The sequence below is a fragment of the Vibrio crassostreae genome (genome assembly GCF_041439375.1).
In the GTDB taxonomy this organism is placed as follows: Bacteria; Pseudomonadota; Gammaproteobacteria; order Enterobacterales; family Vibrionaceae; genus Vibrio; species Vibrio crassostreae_D.
Genome location: NZ_JBGONY010000006.1, coordinates 83,698 through 104,393, shown reverse-complemented (window position 1 = coordinate 104,393; position 20,696 = coordinate 83,698). Strand labels below are relative to the sequence as shown.

The following is a 20,696-nucleotide window of genomic DNA, read 5'->3' as shown; positions in this document are numbered from 1 at the left end:
AGGTTCTTAGTTCGAACATTAAAGCGCTTTTTCTAATTGCGTACGGATAGTTTCAGCCAGTTGCTCGAAACGTCCCTTCAATGGAGAGCCCGGACGGTAAGCCACGACAATTCTACGTGAAGGCGTTGGATTCACCGCAGGTACGTAACACACGCCGTCTTTCTGCTTTTCCTTTGGCACCGATAACTGAGGTAACAAGGTAATGCCTGCCCCAGCCGCGACCATGTTACGCAGCGTTTCTAAGCTGGTTGCCTTAAAGCGCTCATCGTCTTTTGCGCCCGCAGCAAAACAGAAGCCCAAGGCTTGGTCTCTTAAACAGTGACCATCACCTAGCGCCAGTACTGTTTGTCCATTTAGCTGCAGCATATCGACAGTATCTTGCTGAGCCCATTCATGGTCACATGGAACAGCAACACTTAATGGCTCGTCATACACATCAATCTCTTTAAACACCGCAGTTTCATCAACCGCAGCCAGTACCAAGCAATCAAGCTTGCCATCTTCAAGTTGGCTCACTAACTGGTGGGTCTGAGCTTCATGCAGGTAAAGCTCAAGATCTGGGAAGCTCTCTTTAAGATGAGGAACAATCTTAGGCAGAATGTAAGGCCCCACGGTTGGAATAAAACCAATGTGCATTGGCCCCGTCATCGCTTCACCGTGTCCACTCGCCATATCTTTAAAAGTTTTCACCTCATTGAGAATACGCTTGGCTTGTTCAACAAGTTGTAACCCTGATTCTGTAAATATGACCTTCCTTGGACTGCGCTCGGTTAACTGAAGTCCAATTTCATCTTCTAGTTTGCGTATTTGACCGCTTAGCGTGGGCTGACTGACAAAGCACGCTTCTGCCGCTTTTCGGAAGTGTTTATGCTCTGCGAGCGCCACCAAGTATTCAAAGTCACGAATGTTCATGATCAGTCTCTTACCTCAGGTTTTAATAAGAACAAGGGTTCTAATAGAAACATTTAAAAGAAAAATGCTCTTGATAGAATTCACCTATCAAAACCATAACATCAAACGATTAGAGCTATCAAAGGATTTATCTAATAATGGGCTCAACGAAACGAAACAGAGCGAAGAAAAACGTTAAGCTCTGATAGAACAAAATTAAAAATACTATTTAAGGAAATCAATATGTTTGCATCTAAAGAAGGTCAATCAATCCCTCAAGTCACATTCCCAACTCGCCAAGGTGATGCATGGGTTAACGTAACGACGGAAGAGCTATTCAAAGACAAGACAGTTATCGTATTCAGCCTACCAGGTGCGTTTACACCAACATGTTCTTCAAGCCACCTACCTCGTTACAACGAGCTACACTCTGTATTCAAAGAGAACGGTGTTGATGACATTCTATGTGTTTCAGTAAACGACACATTCGTAATGAACGCTTGGAAAGCTGACCAAGAAGCGGAAAACATCACATTCATCCCAGATGGTAACGGTGATTTCACAGACGGCATGGGCATGCTAGTTGAGAAAAACGACATCGGCTTCGGCAAACGTTCATGGCGCTACAGCATGCTGGTTAAAAACGGCGTGGTAGAAAAAATGTTCATCGAAGAAGACGTACCAGGCGACCCGTTCAAGGTTTCTGATGCTGATACTATGCTTAACTACCTTGCTCCTGAGCACAAAGAGCAAGAGTCAATCACAGTATTCACTAAGCCAGGTTGTCCTTTCTGTATGAAAGCAAAACAGAACCTAATCGACAAAGGTCTGAACTACGAAGAAGTCGTACTAGGTAAAGACGCTACTACAGTAAGCCTACGTGCAATCTCTGGTCGCACAACGGTTCCTCAAGTATTCATCGGTGGCAAACACATCGGTGGTAGCGAAGAACTAGAAACTTTCCTAGGCTAATCGCTTCATCGCCGATATAGGCTTAGAAGTATCAGCTAACCCACCCTCTTGTGGGTTAGCTATTCCAAACGCTCTTATCTGAGTTTTGGAAAAAGAATCTAGCTGGTGACTCGCCTGTCTTTTACTAACCTATAGTTAGCAATAAAAGCAGAGTCACAAGCTAAACCTAATAAAACAGAATCACAAAACTGACCCGCTATCCTGACTCTCAAAAAATCATCAGAGTTGGAGGGGTTCGTTCAAACCAAATTTAGCCATTGCGAGAAAATTATTATGAAACAAGTCAATGTAGATGTAGCAGTTATCGGGGGCGGTACGGCAGGTTTAGGTTCCTACCGCGCTGCAAAAGCACACACTGACAGTGTCGTGATGATTGAAGGTGGTCCTTACGGTACAACCTGTGCTCGTGTTGGTTGTATGCCATCTAAACTGCTTATTGCAGCTGCGGAAAGCGTACACCAAATCGAGAAAGCTCCGGCTTTTGGCGTTCACCCTCAAGGCGATATCGTAATTAACGGTCGTGAAGTGATGGACCGAGTGAAGTTTGAACGCGACCGTTTTGTTGGTTTTGTTTTAGAAGGCGTCGATGAAATCCCAGAGCAAGACAAGATCTCTGGTTACGCAAAGTTCTTAGACGACAATACACTACAAATTGATGATCACACGGTTGTGACGGCTAAGCGCATTGTTATCGCGACTGGTTCGCGCCCTGCATACCCTGCAGTTTGGAATGAACTTGGCGACCGTCTAATCATTAATGATGACGTATTCAGCTGGGATGATTTACCAGAATCGGTTGCAGTATTTGGCCCTGGTGTTATTGGCCTTGAGCTTGGTCAGTCACTACACCGCTTAGGTGTGAAGACCAAACTGTTCGGTTTGGGTGGTCAAGTTGGCCCAGTAACCGACCCAGAAATCATGGCGTATGCAGATAAAGCCTTCAATGAAGAGTTCTACCTAGATGCCGACGTGAAAATCGAAAGCATGAAGCGTATTACCACTGAGTCAGGTGAAGATCGTGTCGAAATCCAGTTCATCAATAAGCAAGGTGAGCTAGAAACTAACGTCGTTGAGTACATACTGGCAGCAACAGGTCGTCGTCCTAATACAGATAAACTTGGCCTAGAGAATACCTCTCTTGAGCTTGATGAACGTGGTGTTCCTATCGCTGACCACTACACGCTTCAAACATCACTACCATCAGTATTTATCGCTGGTGATGCAAGCAACCAACTGCCTCTACTGCATGAAGCAGCAGACCAAGCACGTATTGCGGGTGATAATGCAGGTCGCTTCCCAGAGATTCGCGCAGGCTTGCGCCGCTCTAAAATCTCTGCGGTATTCTCTGACCCACAAATCGCGATGGTTGGTGAAACATACAAAGAGATCATAACCCGCTTAGGCACATGTGGTTGTTTCGCAACCGGTGAAGTGTCTTTCGAGAACCAAGGTCGTTCACGAGTGATGCTACGCAACAAAGGTATTCTGCACGTTTACGGCGAGCAAGGTACAGGCCGTTTCCTTGGTGCTGAGATGATGGGACCAAACGCAGAACATTTGGCTCACTTACTCGCATGGGCACACCAGAAAAAGATGACGGTTTCTGAAATGTTGGATATGCCATTTTACCACCCAGTAATTGAAGAAGGTGTACGAACAGCGTTACGTGACCTCAATGCGAAACTGCACCTTGGTCCAGAGATGGTGAAACACTGTCTAGATTGTGGCCCTGGTTGTTAATCTCAGGTCATTGAGACAGGTAGCAGTTTGATCTGTAAACAAAGACTAGATACTAAAAAGGAAAGCCATTGGCTTTCCTTTTTGTTTTTGGTAACGAGCAAATAACAGATTCCCGACCACGCTCCTTCGTCACTAACGGGAATGACGTTGATTTATTTATGCAACTAAACCAAAACTTAATCCGTCATTCCAGAACCGAGGGACGAGGTATCTGGAATCTCTTAAAACCGTTACTTATCGCTAAATGCGAGAGAATTACTTCTCAGCGGCAATCACAGAGATTTCAACTAGTAGTGCTTCACGAGCCATGTCGCCAGTCACACATGCGCGAGCTGGGGCGTGACCTTCAGGAACCCATGCATCCCAAACTGCGTTCATTTCTTGGAAGTCTTTCATGTCTTTCAAGTAAATCGTTGCTGACAGCATGTGCTCTTTGTCGCTGCCTGCTTGCTCAAGTAGGGCTTCGACTTTATCTAGCATCGTCTGTGTTTGCTCTGTAATGCCTTTGGTTGCATCCGCACAAACTTGGCCACATAGGTAGATAGTACCGTTGTGTTTAACAATACGGCTCATGCGTTGCTTGGTTTCTTGGCGCTCAATCATCGATCTTCTCTCTCTATGTCACCGTGATCCAATATCTTGTGACGTGTTATTATCAGGGCAACAAGCATAACGCGAATCAAGCCCAAGATGACATGTCTTCATTGCAATAAAAGTGAAAAAATCCGTAACAAACTCGGTCGTTGCCAGCGCTGCATGAATCAGCTGATGGTGTTGTCGATTTTGAGTTGGGGAGCGTGGTGGCTATTTTTCAGAGAAGACCCAAAAACCATCAATGCCATCGCTTTGATGATGGCAGCTTTCTCATTCAGTGGCTTATTGTCGTTGCATTGGATAATGAAGTTTTTGGTGCTGCCTTTAAGGAACAAAAAGCGTTAGCTGCGGTGTTTGTTGGATAGGCAATAATGGTTAGATGATAGGTTCAATACTCCGATAATTGGTCACAACAATCGAACGAGTATAATTTCCCAAACAGCAGATAGAAAAAAGCCCCAGAACCAATCGATTCTAGGGCTTTCTTAGAAAATTCTAAGAAAAAGCAGTGGTACTTTAATAGACCAGACTTTTCTCAGTTTGTTCCCAAAAAAGATCAGATTTTTGATCTTTTTTTTAGGAGCTATAAAATCAATGCCTTATGCAACATTAACCTTAGCGATAATCTGCTCTACCAAGTTCACTTCCAACGCCACTTCATCGCATGCATGTTGACGAGGACACTGGTCACAATCTTTCAGCACCTTCTCTGGCAGCAGAGATTTTGATGTCGGTAAGAAGTCATGCTTCATAAAGAACTCTGGAGTACGAGTCAGCACAAACACCTTCTTAATGGCCATTTGTCGTGCTTTATCCACCAAGTGCTGCACAATCGCTGTACCCTGCCCTTGACCTTGCCAACCGGCTTCAACACCGAGTGAACGTATTTCCGCTAAGCCAGAGTCATACACATAGAGCGATGCACAACCTGTTACCTCACCATGATGTTCTGCGACCGCAAACGAACCAATATCACGCACCAGTTCATTACGAGAGCGAGGCAGGTTTTCACCCATGTTCGCCCAGTAAGCCACCATGCCTTCCAATGCTTCAATGTCAGTCAAACGAGCAGGACGAACCTTGACGATGGAAGTATCACGCTGCGCCAAACGTTTCTCAGCTTGGTCAACCGCGTAAGCCACTTGCTGTGGAGATACACCACCTAGCGCGCTACGTTTTTCAAGACACGATTCAATGGTCAGGATGTCATACACATCCTCTTCAATCACCTCAGAGAACTCTTTCATCTCTGCGATGGTTAATTCTTCTAGTGCACAGCCTTTAGCAATCGCCGCGACGACTGTTACACCAACAATGTGGTGAGCTTCACGGAAAGGAATCCCTTTCGCTACTAGGTAATCAGCCAGCTCTGTTGAGTTCGCGTAGCCTTGTTTCGCTGCTTCAAGTGTACGTTCGCCGTTCACTTTAATGCCGTCAAAACAAAGAGCAGCCATTTCCATACAGTCATTCCAAGTGTCTAAAGCGTCGAATAAACCCTCTTTATCTTCTTGCATGTCTTTGTTGTACGCCAAAGGCAGAGCTTTCACTGTCATCATCATTGCTGCTAATGAACCATATACACGGCCCGTTTTGCCACGGATAAGTTCTAGCGCATCCGGGTTTTTCTTTTGTGGCATCAGAGATGAACCTGACGTCACTGTATCCGCTAACTCGATGAAGTTCGATTCACCTGAGTTGTAGAAAATCATATCTTCTGCAAGACGCGAAAGGTGAAGCATAGAGATAGAAGCAATCGACATTAGCTCCATCACATGGTCACGGTCAGAGACTGAATCTAGAGAGTTGCGCGTTGCACGACGGAAACCTAAGTTGTGAGCTAACTCTTCACGGTCCATCGGGTAAGCAGTTCCTGCAAGGGCACCAGAACCCAGCGGACATGTATCTAGACGCTTAATCGCATCATTCAAACGTGAATAATCACGCTCAAGCATTTCAACGTAAGCCAAGCACCAATGAGCAAAAGTTACCGGCTGAGCACGTTGTAAGTGAGTGTAGCCAGGCAGCACGGTTTCTTGATGCTGAGAGGCAACGTTCACCATTTGGCTCTGCAGACGATCAAGCGCTAGCAGTAGTTGGTTACCTTGCTGACGGCACCATAGTTTCAGATCGGTCGCCACTTGGTCATTACGAGAACGTCCCGTGTGAAGCTTTTTACCCAAGTCACCGACTTTGCCGATAAGTTGTTGCTCAACCCAGCTGTGAATATCTTCTGCATCAGAACGTAGAATCTGTTCAGGATCTTCCATCACCTCAAGTTTTAGCTCATTCAGCGCTAACTCAAGCTTCTGTTGCTCTTCTTCTGTTAATACGTTGACCGACAGTAGAGCTTTAGACCAGGCAATTGAGCCCACAATGTCTTGCTCAGCCAATCGGTAATCAAAACGAAGAGAATCGTTAAAATCTTTGAACCGGGTGTCTGCTGCTTGGGTAAATCTACCGCCCCATAATGCCATTGTGTATCTCCTAATTGCACAGTGCTCACTGTTTTTGCAAATGATAATTCTGATTAAGATTCAGTATTTTTCTGATGGTTTAAACTTACGGCAATTCAAAATGAAAATAAAGTATTAATTCATTATTTTCACATATTTATTCACCGCAAATTGAATCCATTGATTATTTTCAGCGTGGAGCGCGAATTATATGCCATCACATAGTAAAAACCGAAGCTGATTTATTAGACGATTAGAAAGTAAAAAGCCCACTCACTAATCAATAGTGAATGGGCTTTGCATAATCATGTCTGTTTACTGGCCTTCAACCTTTCGCTAAAGGCTAGTTCACTAACTCATTGTTAGCATTACTTTTGGCTATTCAGAGCACGGATACGGCTTGATAGAGAGTAAAGACGGATGAAGCCTTCAGCGTGGCTTTGGTCGTAAACTTCATCTTCACCAAAGGTTGCAAACTCTTCTGAGTACAGGCTGTTGTCAGAACGCTTCTGAGTCACCGTTGCATGGCCTTTGTAAAGTTTGATAACCACTTCACCATTCACGTCTTGTGCTAGCTCTTCTGTCGCTGCAAGGATTGACTTACATAGCGGAGTGAACCAACGACCGTCGTATACAAGGTGAGAAGCTTTAACACCCAGCTCTTCACGGAATTCGAATGCCGCTTTATCAAGAACCAGTTGCTCTACTGCGCGCAGTGCTTCCATCATGATTGTGCCACCCGGAGTTTCGTAACAACCACGAGACTTCATACCAACAAGACGGTTCTCTACGATATCGATACGACCAACACCGTGCTTAGCGCCTTTCTCATTTAGGTAAACCAGTGCGTTGTATGGCGTCATTGTTTCACCATCTACCGCTACCACTTCGCCTTTTTCAACTTTCAATGTCACTGTTTCAGATTCGTTTGGCGCTTGCTCTGGATCTACAGTCCAAGCCCAGCAATCTTCGTTAGGTGCGTTCCATGTATTTTCTAGAACGCCACCTTCTGTTGAGATGTGCCATGCGTTTGCATCACGCGAGTAAATCTTAGTAAGAGAAGCGGTACAAGGGATGTTACGCTCTGCTAGGTAATCTAGACACTCTTCACGGCTCACTAGATCCCACTCACGCCATGGTGCAATTACGTGTAGGTCTGGTGCTAGTGCTGCGAATGCACCTTCAAAACGAACTTGGTCATTGCCTTTACCAGTACAACCGTGACACAGCGCGTCAGCACCGACTTTACGTGCGACTTCAACCTGCGCTTTCGCGATGATTGGACGAGCCATAGAAGTACCTAGTAGGTATTTGCCTTCGTAGTAAGCGCCTGTTTTTAGTGTTGGGTAGATATAATCTGCCACCATCTCTTCTTTAAGGTCTGCGATGTAACACTCAGAAGCACCAGAAGCTTTCGCTTTCTCCTCGATACCAATCAACTCTTCGTCGCCTTGACCAACATCCGCGACAAACGCAACCACTTCACAGTCATAGTTCTCTTTCAACCATGGGATGATTACGGATGTGTCTAGACCGCCAGAGTAGGCTACTACAACTTTCTTTACGTTAACTTTGCTCATTTTCTTTCTCCTAGTTTCCATACTGCACATGGCGGTCAGCGTTGGAAATGACTTCATAATTATATGTTTATTTAATTTGTCTAAATTCTTTAAGCAGTGACTCGTTGTGAGACCTACTGAGGTAAAAACTGTGTTCCTATGCTTTTACCTGAAAACAGTTGTGTTAGCTTTTCTGGGTATCGCCAAGTGGCAACTTCGATTGGTCGTCCAAGGTCGTTAGCGGCTTCTAGTGCGGCTTGAACCTTAACGATCATGCCATCGGTAATCACTTTGCCTGTAATAAGGTCATCAGCTTGCTGTTGATTAAGGCTTGGAATGAGGTGGCCTTTGCCATCCAACACACCACTTACATCAGAAAGAAGCACCAGTTCAGCATCAAGTGCGCCAGCTACGGCAACCGCAGCTTGGTCGGCATTGACGTTCATCAGTTGGCCTTGTTCAGTTAGGCCAATTGAACTGATGATTGGCAGTGCGCCAGCATTAAGAATCGCTTGCAGGACGGTTGAGTCGCCCGGCTCCGCTTTTCCTACTGCGCCCAGCTCAGGGTTCAATTCGCTCACTTTGCATAAACCACCATCTGCAAGGCTCAAACCAACGGCATTGATACCATCTTTAATTGCCTGACCTTGAAGTAATTTGTTGGCCGTGCCCGCTAGTGCACCAGCGATCACAGGGATCTGGTCATAAGGAGTAACACGTAGCCCTTCTTTCTTAACCGTTTTTAGGTTTAGCTTACTCATCAAATCATCAACAAGGTAACCACCACCGTGAACGATCACGATAGGACGCTGTGCCTGCTGTTGGTAAGCTGAAATAGCACCAAATAACTTGCTGAGTGTTTCACCACAAGATAGCGCAGCGCCACCTAACTTTATGATTAATGGTTGATTATTAAGGCTCATATCTAGATTCCTTTACACTAACGCAGTTAATGGCGCAAAACCATAACGTAAATTTAAACATTGCATCGCTTGGCTAGATGCACCCTTTAATAAGTTATCAATCGCTGAAACAACGATGATGTGCTGACCTTGGACCTTCCAACCTAAGTCGCAGAAAGGCGTCTGTTCTACATCTTGAATTCTTGGCAGTGTCTCTTCGAGTAACCTCACAGCAGGTTTACCTTGGTAAGCTTGCTCAAAGGCATCTTGTATCTGTTGTTCTGTCGCGCCTTCAGCCAGTTTCATGGTGATGGTCGCTAAAATACCGCGCTTAAAGTTGCCGAGGTGCGGAGTGAAAATCACATCACACCCTAAATGTGCGGCCATTTCAGGTTGATGACGGTGATTGAAGACGCCATAAGCTTGCAGGCTCACTTCGCAGAAGCTGTTAACCATAGTCGCCTTGCGACCTGCACCAGTAACTCCGCTAGTCGCGTTAATCACTGGCCATTGGTTCTCATCAAGTAACTTGGCTTCAACCAGAGGCTTAATCGCCAGTTGTGATGCGGTTGGGTAACAACCCGCGACGGCAATAAGCTGAGCTTCTTTAATTTCTTGTTCGTTCCATTCAGCTAAACCGTAAGCTGCTTTGTCTAACCATTGTTCGTGTTGATGTTCAAAACCGTAGAACTCTTGGTAAAAGTTCTCGCCTTTAACTCTGAATGCACCCGATAGGTCGAACACTTGGCAATCGTTCTCTAGAAAGATTGGCGCTAGGTCATGACTGACCTCATGTGCCGTTGCTAGAAAAATTACATCGGACTGTTTAGCCACTTCTTCCGGATTCGTTAGCGGTTGTACTGGCATATCAATCAAACCAGCTAACTTACCGTGCAACGCCGCAATAGGTTTACCTGCGTCTACACTATTGGCTGAGACATACAAACCTGATAGCGTGAGCTCAGGGTGTCTGTTTATCATTAGAGCCAGTTCTGCTCCTGTGTAGCCGCTTGCGCCAATGATCGTGGTTTTCAACATCTCAACACATCCATTCTTGAGGTAAGTTACTTTTCAAATTTGACTATTCATACTTAATTTTTAGCTTTATTTGATTTCTTATGCATTAAATATGATTTAATATGTGTTTTACCGACTTATAGTTTTCCTGTCAATAGTAGAAGTGAAGATATTATGCAATTACCGAGTTTCCTTGAGGTCTATAAAGGCCTTATTTCCACAGACTCTATTAGCTCGACTGATCCAAGCTGGGATCATGGCAACGAGAAAGTGATCGAAAAGATGGCACAATGGTTCAAAGACTTAGGCTTTAGCGTTGAGGTCATGGAAGTCGAGCCCGGCAAGCATAATATGGTCGCAAAAATGGGGGAAGGCGAAGGTGGCTTGCTACTAGCAGGACACAGCGACACCGTGCCATTCGATGAAGGGCGTTGGAATTTCGATCCTCACGCACTAACAGAACACAACAATCGCTTCTATGGGTTAGGCACGGCCGATATGAAAGGCTTTTTCGCTTTCGTTTATGAAGCGGCAAAGAAGATGGATTGGAGCAAACAGGCGAAGCCACTTTATGTATTGGCAACCTGTGATGAAGAGACCACCATGCTAGGCGCACGTCACTTCACGGAGAATGCACCATTTAAACCGGATTACTGCATCATTGGTGAGCCAACCAGCCTTGTGCCTATACGTGGTCATAAAGGTCATGTCGCCAATGCCGTGCGAGTAACCGGTAAATCAGGTCACTCTTCGGATCCTGCATTAGGTGTCAACGCCATCGAAATCATGCATGAAGTGCTGTTTGCTTTGATGCAGCTGCGTGACAAGTTAGTCAAAGAGTATCACCACCCGGGTTTCGCTATTCCAAGTCCGACTCTAAACCTTGGCCATATTCACGGCGGTGATAGCGCTAACCGAATCTGTGGCTGTTGTGAACTACATTACGACGTTCGTCCTTTACCAGGCATCAGCTTAGATGGGTTGGATAACATGCTGCGCAGCGCACTCAAGGAAGTAGAAGCAAAATGGCCGGGCAGAATTGAGATTACTCCGCTGCATGAGCCGATTCCGGGTTACGAGTGCCAACACGACCATCCATTTATTGGTGGTATGGAATCGGTGTGCGAGATTGAATCGCAAACCGTGAACTACTGTACAGAGGCACCTTTCCTTCAAGAGCTGTGTCCAACCTTAGTACTAGGTCCGGGGTCAATCGACCAGGCTCACCAACCGGATGAGTTCTTAAGCTTCGATTTTATTGACCCAACAATTGATGTTCTGAGTAAATCGATCCGTAAATATTGTTTCTAGTTATTGCTACCCGTTCGATATTTTTATACAAAAGCCACCCAAAAAGGTGGCTTTTATTCTGTTATCTCTGACATAGCCTGTTCTTGTAATTAAATTTCACTTTATTCCACAGTATTGAAAAATTTACTTCTCCCGCATTTCTAAACCTAATAATTGCAAACTTAGAATGCTTTATTTGACTAGATACAGCAGTTTTCGCTAGATTGTGTACTTAACAAGGAACAATGGATGTAATTTTTTTACGAGGCAGGATGACAATGAACGAGAAATACGCCGCTCTCAAGAGTAACGTAAGCATGCTGGGACGCTTGCTAGGTAACACAATCCAAGATGCACATGGTGACGTTATCTTAGAGAAAGTGGAAACTATCCGTAAACTTTCCAAATCCGCCCGCGCAGGCAACAAAGCTGACCGTGACAGCCTAGTTGAAGAAATCAAAAACCTGCCGAACGAACAACTCACTCCTGTTGCTCGTGCATTTAACCAATTTCTCAACCTCACCAACATGGCAGAGCAGTACCACACCATCTCTCGCCACTGTGAGGAGCATGTTTGCGAACCAGACGTGCTGCAATCTCTATTTTCCAAATTAAACCAAAACGACATCAGCAAGCTAGATGCGGCTCAAGCAGTTCGCGACCTGAACATTGAACTCGTTTTGACTGCACACCCAACAGAAATCACTCGTCGCACCATGATCAACAAGCTGGTTAAGATCAACGAGTGTCTATCTAAATTAGAATTAAGCGACCTATCACACAAAGAGCGCGTGAAAACCGAACGTCGCCTAGAGCAACTTATCGCTCAAGGTTGGCACTCAGATGTGATTCGTCAGCAACGCCCGACTCCACTTGATGAAGCTAAATGGGGCTTTGCGGTTGTCGAAAACTCGCTTTGGGAAGCTGTGCCAGATTTCCTACGTGAAATGGATGGTCGACTAAAAGGTTACCTTGGTGAAGGCCTGCCAATCGATGCTCGTCCAGTACACTTCTCATCTTGGATGGGCGGTGACCGCGATGGTAACCCATTCGTAACGCACACCATCACTAAAGAAGTGCTGCGCCTATCTCGCTGGAAAGCTGCAGACCTTTACCTAGGCGACGTTAATGAGCTGATTACCGAGCTGTCGATGACTAAGTGTAATGATGCGGTTCGTGAACTAGCAGGTGATGAGCACGAAGCTTACCGTGCAATCCTGAAGAGCCTACGCACTCTGCTGAACAACACGCTAGAAGTGCTGGATGCAAAACTGCATGATGCTGAAGTACCGAAGAAAGAAACACTGCAGAACATCGACCAACTTTGGACACCACTTTACGCGTGTTACCAATCGCTGCACGAATGTGGCATGGGCGTAATCGCGGATGGTTCTCTGCTTGATACCCTACGTCGCCTAAAAGCATTCGGTGTGCATTTAGTTCGTCTCGATGTTCGTCAAGAAAGTACACGTCACTCAGATGTCCTATCTGAACTGACTCGCTACCTAGGCATTGGCGATTACGACCAGTGGAGCGAGCAAGACAAGATTGCTTTCTTAACTAATGAATTAAGCTCAAAACGCCCACTGCTACCGCGCGACTGGGAGCCATCTGAACAGGTGAAAGAGGTTTTAGACACCTGTAAGGTAATTGCAGCTCAACCTCGTGAAGCCTTCGGCGCTTATGTGATTTCTATGGCTCGTACTGCATCGGATGTACTGGCTGTTCACTTGCTTCTGCAAGAATGTGGTTGCCCATACCGCATGGACGTATGTCCACTGTTCGAAACGCTAGACGATTTGAACAACTCAGAAGCGGTAATGAAGCAGCTAATGAGCATCGACTTGTACCGTGGATTTATCCAGAACCACCAAATGGTGATGATCGGATACTCTGACTCAGCGAAAGATGCGGGCGTAATGTCTGCAGGTTGGGCCCAGTATGACGCGATGGACAAGCTGGTTAAAGTTTGTGATGAAGAAGGCATTGAACTGACTCTATTCCACGGTCGTGGCGGTACGGTTGGTCGTGGTGGTGCGCCAGCGCACGCTGCTCTTCTTTCTCAGCCACCTAAGAGCTTGAAAGGCGGTTTACGTGTAACTGAGCAAGGCGAAATGATCCGCTTTAAGCTTGGTTTACCAGACGTTGCTGTAAACAGCTTTAACCTTTACGCAAGTGCGATTCTAGAAGCGAACCTTCTGCCGCCACCAGAGCCAAAACAAGAGTGGCGCGACCTAATGGAAGTGCTGTCTCAAGTCTCTTGTGAGGCTTACCGTAACGTGGTTCGTGGTGAAGAGAAATTCGTACCTTACTTCCGTCAAGCGACGCCTGAACTGGAGCTAGGTAAACTGCCTCTTGGTTCTCGCCCTGCAAAACGTAACCCGAATGGCGGCGTAGAAAGCCTACGTGCAATTCCATGGATCTTCTCTTGGAGCCAAAACCGTTTGGTACTTCCTGCATGGCTAGGTGCTGGTGAAGCCATTCAATACTCTGTAGACCAAGGCCATCAAGCGCTACTGGAAGAGATGTGTCGTGAATGGCCATTCTTCTCAACTCGTCTGGGTATGTTGGAAATGGTGTACTCGAAGTGCAACATGGAAATTGCGAAGTACTACGATCAACGTCTTGTTGACGAAGAGCTATTGCCTCTGGGTGAGTTACTGCGTGAACAGCTACAAAAAGACATCAAAGCGGTACTGAATGTAGAAAATAACGAGAACTTGATGCAGAGCGACCCTTGGGGGCTTGAGTCAATTCGCTTACGTAACATCTACGTTGAGCCACTAAACATGCTTCAAGCAGAACTGCTTTACCGTACTCGTAAGTGCGAAACACCACCAGCAGAGCTAGAAGAAGCGCTAATGGTGACGATTGCAGGCATTGCAGCAGGTATGCGAAACACTGGTTAATTAGTGATTCCTACTATAAAAAGAACAAAAGGTCGCCACGCGCGACCTTTTTATTTTGAAAAATAACCACTAGTGAGTATTTTGTCAGTTTTTTGGGTTATTTTGTCCATGTATTCTACTTTATGCTTATTATTTAGATATACTACTGCTCCGCTGCGGAAACACTCCAAAAAAATAATCTGCAGCAATTTGACCAATAAACTGGTCAACCTAGGTGATAAACGGCTTTGTAAGGTGACATAACCAACCGATGAGTTGGTGCTACTTAGACATAACCAATATAACGTGCCATTAGAAGCACACTTGTTGTTTAAGTATTTGTTTACTGTTTACCATTTGGATTTCAGACATGTCATTACCACACGTAATTCTAACCGTTTTAAGTACACGCGATGCTACTGGTTACGATATCACAAAAGAATTCTCCGCAAGCATTGGTTACTTCTGGAAAGCTAGCCACCAACAAGTTTACCGCGAGCTAAATAAAATGGCTCAGAACGACCAGGTAACTTGCGTGCTTGAGCCTCAAGAAGGCAAACCTGATCGTAAAGTTTACTCTATCACTGATGCTGGCCGTGGCGCGCTAGGTGAATGGTTTGAACAACCAACTGCACACCCAACCGTTCGTGACGAGTTCTCAGCTAAGCTAATGGCTTGTGCTGTACAACCTTCTGACGCTTACCGTGTACAACTTGCTGAGCTAGTAGAAGAGTCTCGCAAACTGGTTTCTCACTACCGTGAAATCGAAGCGGCTTACTACGCAACGCCATCAACTCTAGACAAGCAAGCACGCCTTGAGCGTCTTACTCTTCGTCGTAACCTACTTATCCGTGAAGCATGGATTGTATGGGCTGAAGAAGTACTGCTTGAACTTGGCGCTCTTGCTTAAGTTAAGCTAGAAGCTAGAATAGCAAAAGGCTTGAACTCTTAGAGTCCAAGCCTTTTTTGTATCTACAGGATTTGAAATTTTACAGCCAGAGGCTTTTACAAGCACTTAGGCTTTACTTCTTAGACTTTGCTTAAAGCGCAGCGACTTGTGGACGAACACCTAATGTGTGGCAAAGTGCGTAAGTCATTTCTGCACGGTTTAGCGTGTAGAAGTGGAAGTCTTTCACACCTTCACGGCTCAGTGTACGAACCATATCAATTGCTTGGCTAGCACCAACAAGCTGACGAGTCGTTGGATCATCATCCAAACCTTCAAACTGCTTCGCCATCCAACCCGGTACTTTTACGTTGTTCATCGCAGCAAAGCGAGACGCTTGCTTGAAGTTAGAAACCGGTAGGATGCCCGGAACAATTTCAACATCTACACCAGCCGCCACACAGCGGTCTCGGAAACGTAGGTAGCTTTCAACATCGAAGAAGAACTGAGTGATAGCACGGTTAGCACCCGCATCGACTTTACGCTTAAGGTTAATAAGATCCGATTGAGCGCTTTTTGCTTCAGGGTGAACCTCAGGGAATGCCGCTACTGAGATATCAAAATCGTGGCGAGATTTAAGTAGCTCGACTAGGTCAGATGCGTACATATCTGGCGCGCCGCCGCCTGCTGGAATATCACCACGCAACGCAACAATACTCTCGATACCATTCGCCCAGTAATCGTCGGCAATTTGAATCAGCTCTTCGCGACTCGCATCAATACACGTTAGGTGCGGTGCTGCAACTAAGCCTGTTTGGTTCTTAATCTCTTTAATGATTGAGTGGGTACGGTCACGTTCGCCCGAGTTTGCACCGTAAGTTACCGATACAAACTTTGGTTGAAGTGTTTTAAGACGGTGAACAGAATTCCACAGGGTCTCTTCCATCTTCTCACTGCTTGGTGGAAAAAACTCAAATGACACATTGATGTTGTCAGAAAGCTCAGCGATATTCTGATTTAAAGCGTCGATATGACTAGCGTGTGTGTATCCCATCTTACTCTCCCTGTGGCAAAAGCAACCACTAAAAACTCAAATCCTCAAACGACGTTTAGACGTCTATATGTCTGTAGAATGTATTGAATACGATTTAATGTCAACAGATCCATTATGAATTTTTCTCAAGTAGATCGTGAGTAAAACTCAAGTCGTTAGATGAGTCGCAAAGCAGAAATAATGTAGAAAAAAGGCTGAAAAACACATCGTGCTTTCAGCCTTATTTATCTTAGTGAATAGTATGCCATTTACGTACTAAAACAATTGATCTAAGTATTAAACCAACCGATCTGAGTATCAGAACAGGCTCGACATTCGGTTCAAATCAGACTGAATTGCACCAGCCGTCACTTCACGTCCAGCACCCGGGCCACGAATAACCAATGGATTATCTTTGTACCATTTACTCTCGATCGCAAAGATATTATCGCAAGGCAGCAAGTTCGCTAGAGCGTGTTCTTTAGACAGAGCTTCAACGCCTACAGTTGCTTTGCCGTTCTTCTCTAAACGCGCGACGTAACGTAGCACCTTTTGTTGCGAATGTGCTTTTTCTAAACGTTCAGCCAACTCTTCACTCAGAACAGAAGCCTTATCAAAGAAGTCATCAACTGATAGATCTTGCAACTCTGCAGGTACCAGTGACTCTACTTTCACGTTTTCAGGCTCAATATCTAAACCCGATTCACGCGCCAGAATCACCAGCTTACGCATCACATCTGAACCATCTAGGTCAGCACGCGGGTCTGGTTCAGTCAGGCCTTGTTGCCATGCTAAGTCGACTAACTCGCTGAACGGCACCGTGCCATCAAACTGCTGGAACAACCAAGACAAAGTGCCCGAGAAAATACCCGACAGCGCAATGATGTCATCGCCACTTTCACGTAGGTCACGTACCGTGTGGTTAATCGGTAAGCCTGCACCCACTGTCGCGTTGTACAACCAATGACGGCTGATCTTAGCGAAAGCATCTTGTACTTGATGGTAATACTCACTCGATGCAGAACCAGCCACCTTGTTCGCCGAGATCAGGTGGATACCTTGTTGTGCAATTTGCAGGTACTTTGCTGCAAGCACAGGGCTTGCGGTGACATCGAGTACCACAGCTTCATCGTAACCCTGAATAGACCCCAAACGCTCTAACCAGTCGTTACCATTGTTGGCAATCGCTTCATCATCAAAACGCTTGCTCACCGAGGTCGCATCAATGCCTTGATCGTCGAACCAATAGGTTTGGCTATCAACTACCGCAACCAACTCAAAGTTCATTCCACGACGCTTTTCAAGTTCCGCTTTTTGCTCTGCAAACAGGCTTAACCAGCTTGAACCAATATTGCCCTTGCCACATAAAGCAATCGCAACACGCTTCTGCGCTTGGAATAGTTGAGAGTGAATACCTTTCACTAGGCTTGATGTTTCACTCTTACGAATCACAGCCACTAAGCTCAAGCCAGAGTTCGCTTCCGAGATGAACTCAACTGGCGAGCTCTTAAGCTGCTGGTAGAAACCGTAACAATGGTTCGGGTTCTTAGTCACGCCAGCACCCACGGCAGCAATCAAAGAGAAACCCTCTTTTAGCTTAATCTCAGCTTCAATCGCATGGTCTTGTAGATATTCTAATGCACCACCAGCGATCTCTTCCGTATAGGCAAGACGCAAGCAGTGTTGATCCGGTTCAAGCTCATAAGCCAGCGGCTCCAGTTGAGCGCGTTTAAGCCCTTCAAGCACTTCACTCTCTAGACGATCGAAATCATGGCCGTGACCAAAGGTCAGCTGCACGATAAGAACTTCATCCAGAGAGGTAATAATTTTCGCGCCACGACCCGATGCCAGTACGCGCTCTATCTGTGTAGAGCCCGCCTCCGGCTGGTAGCTGCAGCGTAAGCTCAGATCCATAGCACTTTGAGCCACAGGCTGTAACGTTCGACTATGAAGCACTGGAGCGGCAAGACGCGCCAATTCACTAGCTTCATCAAGGCGAAGTAGAGGCAGTAAACACGCATCCGAAACCAGACGAGGGTCAGCGCTGTAAACGCCCGCCACATCACTCCAAATCGTCACGCGTTCAACTTCAGCCAAAGCACCAATCACGGTTGCTGAGTAATCCGAACCATTACGACCAAGTAATACCGTTTCACCCTCGCAGTTCTGAGCCATAAAGCCCGTAATCACCACGCGGCAATGTGCATGCTGCGCTAAGGCTTCTTTGATCAGAGGATAAGAACGTGCGCGGTCAACTTCAGGTTGAGCACCCGCTTCTGCACGTAAAAAGGCACGTGCATCTTGAGCAACTGCTTGTAAGTCATGCTGGCATAACAAAGCAGCGAGTAGACGTGAAGACCAAACCTCACCGTGTCCAAGCACTTTTGCTTTTTGTGCTTCACTTAAAGGAGCCGTTAGCTCCCCCAAAGCGGTAAATTCTTGTTGAATGGTTGCCGTTAGCTGAGCCGAAGACTCACCTTCAAGCAGTGTTTCAATCAGTTCAAGCTGGAACTGACGAAGTGCTTGTAGGCATTCATGGGCAATACGACCATCTTTGTCGAGCGCTTCAACAAATTCAATCAAACGGTTGGTTGTTTTGCCTGCTGCCGATACCACCACCAAATCAGATGCTGATGAGTATTCTCTAAGAATGTTGACCACGCGTTGGTAACATTCAGGATTCGCTAAACTGCTGCCACCAAATTTATGTAGCTGGCGAAAGGTTGCCATTATTAACCCTCCCCTTCAGCGATAAAGCGCTGTGTTCTTTCAAACGCTTGCTTGAGGTCATCGATTAGGTCTTCTGCATCTTCAAGGCCAACAGATAGACGCAGTAGTTGCTGAGAAACACCCGCTTCTGCTAAGGCTTCTTCACCCATCGCGCGGTGAGTCATCGACGCAGGGTGACAAATCAGGCTTTCAACACCGCCCAATGATTCTGCCAAAGAAAACAGCTCTAACTTATCAACAAAGTATTTAAGCGCCTCGAATAAGCCCGCAAACTCAAAACTGAGCATGGAACCAAAGCCCGATTGCTGTTTCTTCGCGATATCATGACCCGGATGTTCAGGAAGGCTTGGGTGGTAAATAGTGCCCACCAGATCTTGTTGTTGCAGAGCCGTCAGAATTTCACGTGAACTCTCTTCGTGAACACGCATACGCGCACCTAGCGTACGAATACCACGTAGAGTCATGTAACTATCAAATGGTGTTCCGGTCGCACCAATACAGTTGCCCCACCATGCAAGCTCTTCCGCGTGCTCTTCAGTTTTAGTGACCACAACGCCACCAATAACATCCGAGTGTCCGTTGATGTATTTGGTGGTTGAGTGGATAACAAAATCAGCACCCAGCTCTAAAGGCTTTTGGAACACAGGCGTCAAAAATGTGTTATCGACAGCAACCAGAGCACCAACCTCTTTCGCTTTACGGCAAGTCTCTGCAATATCAACCACACGAACCAACGGGTTCGATGGCGTTTCGATTAAGATCAACTTTGGCTTGAGCGCGATCGCCGCATCCAACGCGGCTTGATCCGATTGATCAACGAACAAAACTTTGAAGTCACCTTTTAGCGAGCGAGTATTAAACAGACGGTAAGTACCGCCGTAGCAGTCATGCGGTGCAATAATAAGATCATCGCCACCTAAGAAAGCAGAAATCCATAAGTTAAGCGCCGAAGTACCACAGTTAGTGACCACCGCGCCTTTGCCCGATTCAAGCTCAAACAGTGCCGTTTCTAGTAAACCGCGGTTTGGGTTACCAGAACGGATGTAATCGTACTTTGGCACTTCACCAAAAGCGGGAAACCCATAGTTAGTCGAAAGATAAATAGGTGGGACAACGGCATGGTGTTGCGTGTCTGACTCGATACCAGTACGTACTGCGATGGTTGCTGGCTTCCGGCTGCTCATAGGTGCTTCCTTACAAGTTTTGCGTCTGAGAATCACAGCTGCTTGTCGGCATTTTGCGGCTGTGTTAGATATATGTTATTCACTTTACTTTCATAAACGTGAGACGTCAACACTTCTAGACGTCTATATGTCTTTGCTTATGGCAGTAAATCCCGCTAAAATCACCACTATTAATTTATTCTAACAACTAAAGTGATGAAGGTACGCAATGGCCGACTGGAATGGTGAATACATAAGCCCATATGCTGAGCATGGAAAGAAAAGCGAACAAGTAAAGAAAATTACAGTTTCTATCCCTCTAAAAGTGTTAAAGGTTCTAACTGATGAGCGTACTCGCCGCCAGATTAATAACCTACGCCATGCAACAAACAGTGAGCTACTGTGCGAAGCCTTTCTACATGCGTACACAGGCCAACCACTACCAACGGATGAAGACCTTCGTAAAGATCGTCCTGACGATATCCCTGCTGAAGTTAAAAAACTGATGACAGAAATGGGTATCGAGTTCGAAGCGTTTGACGAAGAATAAAAACAACTCAGTCACTGCCTTCATTATT

The 20,696-nt window shown here is 45.9% G+C and carries 17 protein-coding genes; 8 read left to right on the top strand and 9 right to left on the bottom strand.

From position 1 onward, the window contains the following. Nucleotides 1–18: 18 nt before the first annotated feature. Complete coding sequence (oxyR, locus tag ACED45_RS04765) at nt 19–912, bottom strand: DNA-binding transcriptional regulator OxyR (protein ID WP_371713399.1); 894 nt, start codon at nt 910–912, stop codon at nt 19–21. Between oxyR and ACED45_RS04760 the strand changes: the two genes are divergently transcribed. The 3 genes from ACED45_RS04760 (at nt 911) to ACED45_RS04750 (ending at nt 3,603) form a co-directional block, all read left to right on the top strand. After that, the gene (locus ACED45_RS04760) at nt 911–1,090 is read left to right on the top strand and encodes a hypothetical protein (RefSeq protein ID WP_017096544.1); all 180 of its coding nucleotides are present in this window, start codon (nt 911–913) and stop codon (nt 1,088–1,090) included. The genes oxyR and ACED45_RS04760 overlap by 2 nt on opposite strands. Before the next feature lie 44 nt (nt 1,091–1,134). Further along, nucleotides 1,135–1,863: a glutathione peroxidase gene (locus ACED45_RS04755; RefSeq protein ID WP_017061133.1), complete on the top strand. Its 729-nt coding sequence runs from the start codon at nt 1,135–1,137 to the stop codon at nt 1,861–1,863. Between the two features lie 273 nt (nt 1,864–2,136). Beyond that, nucleotides 2,137–3,603, top strand: a complete 1,467-nt coding sequence (locus tag ACED45_RS04750) for a dihydrolipoyl dehydrogenase (protein WP_371713398.1) — start codon at nt 2,137–2,139, stop codon at nt 3,601–3,603. Nucleotides 3,604–3,858: 255 nt separating this feature from the next. Here the strand turns inward: ACED45_RS04750 and ACED45_RS04745 are convergent, their stop codons facing one another. Further along, nucleotides 3,859–4,206 carry a RidA family protein gene (locus ACED45_RS04745; RefSeq protein WP_004737155.1) on the bottom strand — a complete coding sequence of 116 codons (348 nt, stop codon included), beginning with the start codon at nt 4,204–4,206 and terminating at the stop codon, nt 3,859–3,861. Nucleotides 4,207–4,293: 87 nt separating this feature from the next. On the opposite strand from ACED45_RS04745, the gene ACED45_RS04740 reads away from it, so the two are divergent. Beyond that, nucleotides 4,294–4,542: a DUF3624 domain-containing protein gene (locus ACED45_RS04740; RefSeq protein ID WP_371713397.1), complete on the top strand. Its 249-nt coding sequence runs from the start codon at nt 4,294–4,296 to the stop codon at nt 4,540–4,542. A gap of 254 nt (nt 4,543–4,796) precedes the next feature. On the opposite strand, the gene argH is transcribed toward ACED45_RS04740, so the two are convergent. From argH to argC, 4 genes are all read right to left on the bottom strand, one after another. Further along, the gene (gene argH / locus ACED45_RS04735) at nt 4,797–6,671 is read right to left on the bottom strand and encodes an argininosuccinate lyase (protein ID WP_371713396.1); all 1,875 of its coding nucleotides are present in this window, start codon (nt 6,669–6,671) and stop codon (nt 4,797–4,799) included. Between the two features lie 347 nt (nt 6,672–7,018). Beyond that, nucleotides 7,019–8,230 carry an argininosuccinate synthase gene (locus tag ACED45_RS04730; protein WP_017061137.1) on the bottom strand — a complete coding sequence of 404 codons (1,212 nt, stop codon included), beginning with the start codon at nt 8,228–8,230 and terminating at the stop codon, nt 7,019–7,021. A 113-nt stretch (nt 8,231–8,343) separates the two neighbouring features. Further along, the gene (gene argB, locus ACED45_RS04725; RefSeq protein WP_146492426.1) at nt 8,344–9,132 is read right to left on the bottom strand and encodes an acetylglutamate kinase; all 789 of its coding nucleotides are present in this window, start codon (nt 9,130–9,132) and stop codon (nt 8,344–8,346) included. Nucleotides 9,133–9,144: 12 nt separating this feature from the next. After that, nucleotides 9,145–10,149, bottom strand: coding sequence for an N-acetyl-gamma-glutamyl-phosphate reductase (argC, locus tag ACED45_RS04720; RefSeq protein WP_371713395.1), 1,005 nt, complete (start codon nt 10,147–10,149; stop codon nt 9,145–9,147). 153 nt (nt 10,150–10,302) lie between these two features. On the opposite strand from argC, the gene argE reads away from it, so the two are divergent. The 3 genes from argE to ACED45_RS04705 all read left to right on the top strand — a co-directional run bounded on the left by argE (nt 10,303) and on the right by ACED45_RS04705 (nt 15,216). After that, complete coding sequence (gene argE / locus ACED45_RS04715) at nt 10,303–11,439, top strand: acetylornithine deacetylase (RefSeq protein ID WP_371713394.1); 1,137 nt, start codon at nt 10,303–10,305, stop codon at nt 11,437–11,439. A 251-nt stretch (nt 11,440–11,690) separates the two neighbouring features. After that, the gene (gene ppc, locus ACED45_RS04710; RefSeq protein ID WP_017063683.1) at nt 11,691–14,327 is read left to right on the top strand and encodes a phosphoenolpyruvate carboxylase; all 2,637 of its coding nucleotides are present in this window, start codon (nt 11,691–11,693) and stop codon (nt 14,325–14,327) included. Nucleotides 14,328–14,676: 349 nt separating this feature from the next. Next, nucleotides 14,677–15,216, top strand: coding sequence for a PadR family transcriptional regulator (locus tag ACED45_RS04705; protein ID WP_017061141.1), 540 nt, complete (start codon nt 14,677–14,679; stop codon nt 15,214–15,216). 130 nt (nt 15,217–15,346) lie between these two features. Here ACED45_RS04705 and metF read toward each other — a convergent pair whose 3' ends face one another. The 3 genes from metF to ACED45_RS04690 all read right to left on the bottom strand — a co-directional run bounded on the left by metF (nt 15,347) and on the right by ACED45_RS04690 (nt 20,139). Continuing rightward, nucleotides 15,347–16,246 (bottom strand): methylenetetrahydrofolate reductase, encoded by a 900-nt coding sequence (gene metF, locus ACED45_RS04700; RefSeq protein WP_009848888.1) that lies wholly within the window; start codon nt 16,244–16,246, stop codon nt 15,347–15,349. Nucleotides 16,247–16,543: 297 nt separating this feature from the next. Continuing rightward, nucleotides 16,544–18,955, bottom strand: coding sequence for a bifunctional aspartate kinase/homoserine dehydrogenase II (locus tag ACED45_RS04695; RefSeq protein ID WP_371713393.1), 2,412 nt, complete (start codon nt 18,953–18,955; stop codon nt 16,544–16,546). A 2-nt stretch (nt 18,956–18,957) separates the two neighbouring features. Continuing rightward, nucleotides 18,958–20,139: an O-succinylhomoserine (thiol)-lyase gene (locus ACED45_RS04690; RefSeq protein WP_371713392.1), complete on the bottom strand. Its 1,182-nt coding sequence runs from the start codon at nt 20,137–20,139 to the stop codon at nt 18,958–18,960. A gap of 208 nt (nt 20,140–20,347) precedes the next feature. Between ACED45_RS04690 and metJ the strand changes: the two genes are divergently transcribed. After that, a complete protein-coding gene (gene metJ, locus ACED45_RS04685) occupies nt 20,348–20,668 on the top strand; it encodes a met regulon transcriptional regulator MetJ (protein ID WP_004415993.1) in 321 nt (106 codons plus the stop codon). Nucleotides 20,669–20,696 lie beyond the last annotated feature (28 nt).